The 4,667-nt window shown below is 69.4% G+C and carries 2 protein-coding genes; both read left to right on the top strand.

What is annotated here, in order from left to right; genetic code table 11:
• The first annotated feature begins 377 nt into the window (after positions 1 to 377).
• Positions 378 to 1,016: a class I SAM-dependent methyltransferase gene (locus tag FYW99_RS05155; RefSeq protein ID WP_150250678.1), complete on the top strand. Its 639-nt coding sequence runs from the start codon at positions 378 to 380 to the stop codon at positions 1,014 to 1,016.
• A 215-nt stretch (positions 1,017 to 1,231) separates the two neighbouring features.
• Positions 1,232 to 4,667: transglycosylase domain-containing protein (locus FYW99_RS05150; protein ID WP_190394559.1), on the top strand; the 3,436-nt coding region annotated here is incomplete at its 3' end.

Below are 4,667 nucleotides of genomic sequence, written 5' to 3'. Positions count from 1 at the left end.
TTCCGAACCCGGTCGTTAAGTCTCTTTGCGCTGATGGTACTGCCCTGTGGTGGGGTGGGAGAGTAGGTCGCTGCCACGGTTTTTTGTGAGGGTGGGGGATCGTCTGTGGGCGGTCCCCTGCTTTTTTTGTGGGGGGAGGGGTTGTCTTACGGGGCGGCCCCTTCTTTTTTGTGGGTGTGTTTGTGCGTTTGTGAACGCGGGTGGTGGTGCGGGGGTGTGGGTGGGTCCCCCTGTTTCCAGTCAAGCGTGTGGGGGCCTGCCGGGGCCAGGGCGTGCTGCGTGCTGTGGACAAGTCGCGCTCCGCTCCTCGGGGGCATGGGCGTTCCGCCGCACAGGCCACTGTCCGTTTCTGTTTCCGCCGGTGGGACAATTCCCGCATGACGAAGACAATCCCCGCCGAGCTCCTGGCCGCCGCGGAGGCCGCGAAGGGCTTCATGCCCACGGGCGAGGGCACCGCCCTCTTCGAGGCCGCTGTCGACTACGCCCAGGTCGGGCCGATCGTGGAGATCGGCACCTACTGCGGCAAGTCCACGATCTTCCTCGGTGCGGCCGCCCGCGCCACCGGTGCCAGGGTCCTCACAGTCGACCACCACCGGGGCTCGGAGGAGCACCAGGAGGGCTGGGAGTACCACGACGCGTCCCTGGTGGACGAGGCGACCGGCAAGTTCGACACCCTTCCGCACTTCCGGCGCACGATCACCGGAGCGGGCCTGGACGACGAGATCATCGCGCTCGTCGGCCGGTCCACCGATGTCGCCGCTGTCTGGGGCACCCCGCTCGGCATGGTCTTCATCGACGGCGGTCACAGTGAGGAGGCCGCCCAGAACGACTATGCTGGCTGGAGCCCCCACGTCGCCCCCGGCGGAGCCCTCGTCATCCACGACGTGTTCCCCAACCCCGAGGACGGCGGCCGACCGCCCTACAACATCTACCGGAAGGCCCTCGACTCGGGGGAGTTCAAGGAGATGCGCGTGGTGGGATCCCTGCGCGTGCTCGAACGCACCAAGGGGAAGTGAGCGGGCTAACAGTTTTTTCGATACACAGCTGCCAAGGGCAACCCTTGGGTAAGAAGTGACAGTGCGCTTACCTGCTCGGACTTGACATGGTTACGGGCGGGTATCGTGGCCTGGAGGGCTGAGCGATGGCGGCGTTATTCCCCGAATTACCGCTTCGGCCCTGACTCGAACTGAACGATCCGGGGCACTTGCGCGTCAAACATGAGGACGGCACGGTGCCGGACGTGATTTGCCATGGGGGCGGGGAACTGAGCGAGAGCACACACGGCGAAAGCGGGGCGGGTGGACAGCGTCCCGGGAAGGACACGCCGGACACCAGGAACACCTCTGCCGAAGAGCTGTCCGACAAGCACACTCCCGAGGGTGGAATACCCACCACCGAGGGAAACCAATCCACTCATGACGCTCCTGGAGGAGAAGAAGGCGTAGGAGAACAGCCCGAGCCGGAGTTCATCAGCCCGGTCACCTTCAAGACCAGCGGTACCTTCCTCCGCGACAAGGTCGCCCGCAACCTCGCGGAACAGGGCTTCGGTTCCGATGACACGAGCGACGACGCCGCGGAGGAGACCTCCGGCGTTCCCGCCGACACGTACGGCACCGATGCCACTGACACCTCTCCGGAAGCTGGCTTCCCCGCCTCAGCCGGCAGCACGGGCGCGGAGGAGCCGGACACGCGCCAGGACGGCGTCCGTGGGGACGGTCAGTCCTCCCAGGCCGACTGGTCCTTCGCCGCCGACGACACGTCCGCCGACCAGGACGGTACGGCCGGTACCGGCGAGCCCCCAACGCCGGTGTCCGACCGGACCGAACCCATCTCGCTCGACTCCGTCCGCGCTGCCGCCTCAGCCGCGGAGACGCCCGACGATGCCTCCGAGAACGCCGGTACGGCGGAGGACGGGGCGGACCTCTGGAGCCCGCGCGGGCAGGAGGACGCGGGAGTCCCCAAGAGCCCCGTGGCCGGAACCGTGACCGACGTCCAGGACTTCGAGGACGGGTCCGCCGGGTCCACCGGGCACGATGAGCCCGCCGAGTCCGCTGTGTCCGCCGCGCCGGACGCCGTCGCCCCGGACCGCGACGGGGAGCAGAGGATCGACGAGTCCTCCGCGGCCGAGACGGCGTCCCTGTGGCCGGAGCCGCGCCGCCTCTCGTCCTACGTGTCCGAGTCGCCCTCCGACGTGCAGGGCCGGGGTGCCGAGCCCGGTTCCACCGCGTCCGGTACCGCGGCCGCGGCCGGAGCAGCGGGTGCCGCAGGGGCGGCCGCCGCTGCCGCGTACTCCGGTGCGCACGGCGGTCCGTCCGGTTCCGGTTCTGACGCCAGCGGTTCCACCGGCTCCGGCCACGGTTCCGTATCCGGGTCCAGCAGTCCCGGTGACACCACCAGCTCCAGTAACTCCGGTGGCCCCAGCGGTCCCACCGGCCCTGGCGGCCCCAAGGGGCCGGCCGGTCCCGGCGGTACCGGTCCCGGTGGGCCCAAGGGCCCGGGCGACCCCAAGGCGCGGGGCGGGAAGAAGAAAGGCGCGGGCCAGAAGGCCAAGAAGCCCCTCTGGTGGAGGATCCTCCGGGTCTTCCTCATCGTCACCGGCGTGTTCTTCATCGCCGGGTGCGGTGTCTTCGCCTTCTTCTACACCACCGTGGAGGTCCCGGACGCGGCCAAGGCCGACGTCCTGGAGGAGGGCTCGACCTTCTACTTCGCCGACGGAGAGACCGAGTTCGCCTACCGGGGCACCCACAGGGAGATCCTGTCCTACGACGAGATGACCGCGGGCGGGGAACACGTCGTCGAGGCGGTCGTCTCCGCGGAGGACCGCGGCTTCTGGACCGAGCCCGGCGTGTCCGTGAGCGGCACCGCACGCGCGGTCTGGTCCACCGTCACCGGACAGCAGGTCCAGGGCGGCTCCACCATCACCCAGCAGATGGTCCGCAACTACTACGAGGGCATCACCCGGGACGTGTCCATCACCCGCAAGGTGCGGGAGATCATCATCGCCCTCAAGGTCGACCGGAGCGAGACGAAGGAGTGGGTGATGGAGCAGTACCTCAACACCATCTACTTCGGTCGCAACGCCTACGGAGTCCAGGCCGCCTCGCAGGCGTACTACCACAAGAACGTCCAGGAGCTGGAGCCCGCCGAGGCCGCCTTCCTGGCCGCCGCCATCCAGCAGCCCACCCCCTTCGGCGAGGCCGACGTGGAGACCACACCCGAGATGGAGCGGCGCTGGGAGTACGTCGTCAACGGCATGGTCACCACGGGCGCCATCACCCAGGCCGAGGCCGACGAGATGGAGTTCCCGGCGCCCGAGCCCGAACGGCCCACTGAGGGCACGGACCTGAGCGGTTACAAGGGCTACATGCTCCAGGAGGCCATGAACGAGCTGGAGCGGCTCGGCTTCACCGAGGACCAGATCAACCGCCAGGGCTACAGGATCGTCACCACGTTCGACCAGGACATGATGGACGCCGCCTACGCCGCGGTGGAGGAGATGGTCCCGACGGAGGACCGGCCCGAGGGCGTCAACGTCGGCCTGACCACCGTCGACCCGGAGACGGGCGAGGTCCTGGCCTTCTACGGCGGCCACGACTACTGGGAGAACCAGTACGACAGCTCCTTCCTCGGCGCGGCGCAGACCGGTTCGGCCTTCAAGCCCTACGTGCTCGCCACCGCCCTGGAACAGGGCTACAGCCTCAACTCCACGGTGGACGGGCGCGGTCCGCGCACCATCGCGGGCTCGCGCATCCAGAACGCGGGCAACTCGCCGGGCGGCGTCATGACGCTCACCCAGGCCACCCAGGTCTCCAACAACCTCGGCTTCATCGAGCTGGCCCAGGAGGTCGGTTTCGAGAGCGTCCGCGACACCGTCTACGCCGCGGGGTGGCCCGAGGGGAGCGTCCCCGACAGCCAGCTGGTGCCGGTCATGCCGCTGGGCGCCTCCAGCGCCCGCACGGTCGACCAGGCCAGCGGGTACGCCACCTTCGCCAACGGCGGCGTGCACGTCGAGACGCACGTGGTCCGGGAGATCGTCGACTCCGAGGGCGAGAACGTGCGTCCGGAGGTGGAGAGCAACAGGGCTCTGGAGGAGGAGACCGCGGCCGACGTCACCTACGCCCTCCAGCAGGTGGTCAACGGCGGTACCGGAGTCGGGGCGCGGCTGGCGAACCACCCCACCGCGGGCAAGACCGGTACCACCGACGGCAGCGTCGCCGCCTGGTTCGTCGGTTTCACCCCGCAGCTGTCCACGGCGGTGGGGATCTACAGCGGCAACAACGAGAGCTTCAGTATCCCCGGATACGGCGGTCTCTCGGGCGGTGGGCTCCCCGCGTCGCTGTGGAACCGGTACATGAGCACCGCGATGGAGGGTTACGAGCCCGGCTCGTTCCCGGACCCGGCCTTCAGCGGCACCGCCGAGAACTGGGCCCCGGACGTGTCCACCGAGCAGCCCGAGCAGCCGCAGCAGCCGGAGGCGCCCGCGGAACCGGAGACGCCCACCGAGCCGGAGGCACCCACCACGCCCGAGACGCCCATCGAGCCGGAGACGCCCACCGAGCCGGAGTGGCCGGAGTTCCCCGGACCGGGGACCGATCCGGGTTCCGGTGAGGGCGGTGGCGGCGAGGAGGGCGGCGGCGGTGGCGGCGGTGGCGGCGGTGGTGGTGAGA

Source organism: Nocardiopsis deserti (genome assembly GCF_008638355.1).
GTDB classification, from domain to species: Bacteria; Actinomycetota; Actinomycetes; order Streptosporangiales; family Streptosporangiaceae; genus Nocardiopsis; species Nocardiopsis alborubida.
The sequence above is the reverse complement of the archived record's forward strand: the minus strand, read 5'-3'. Positions and strand labels throughout refer to the sequence as shown.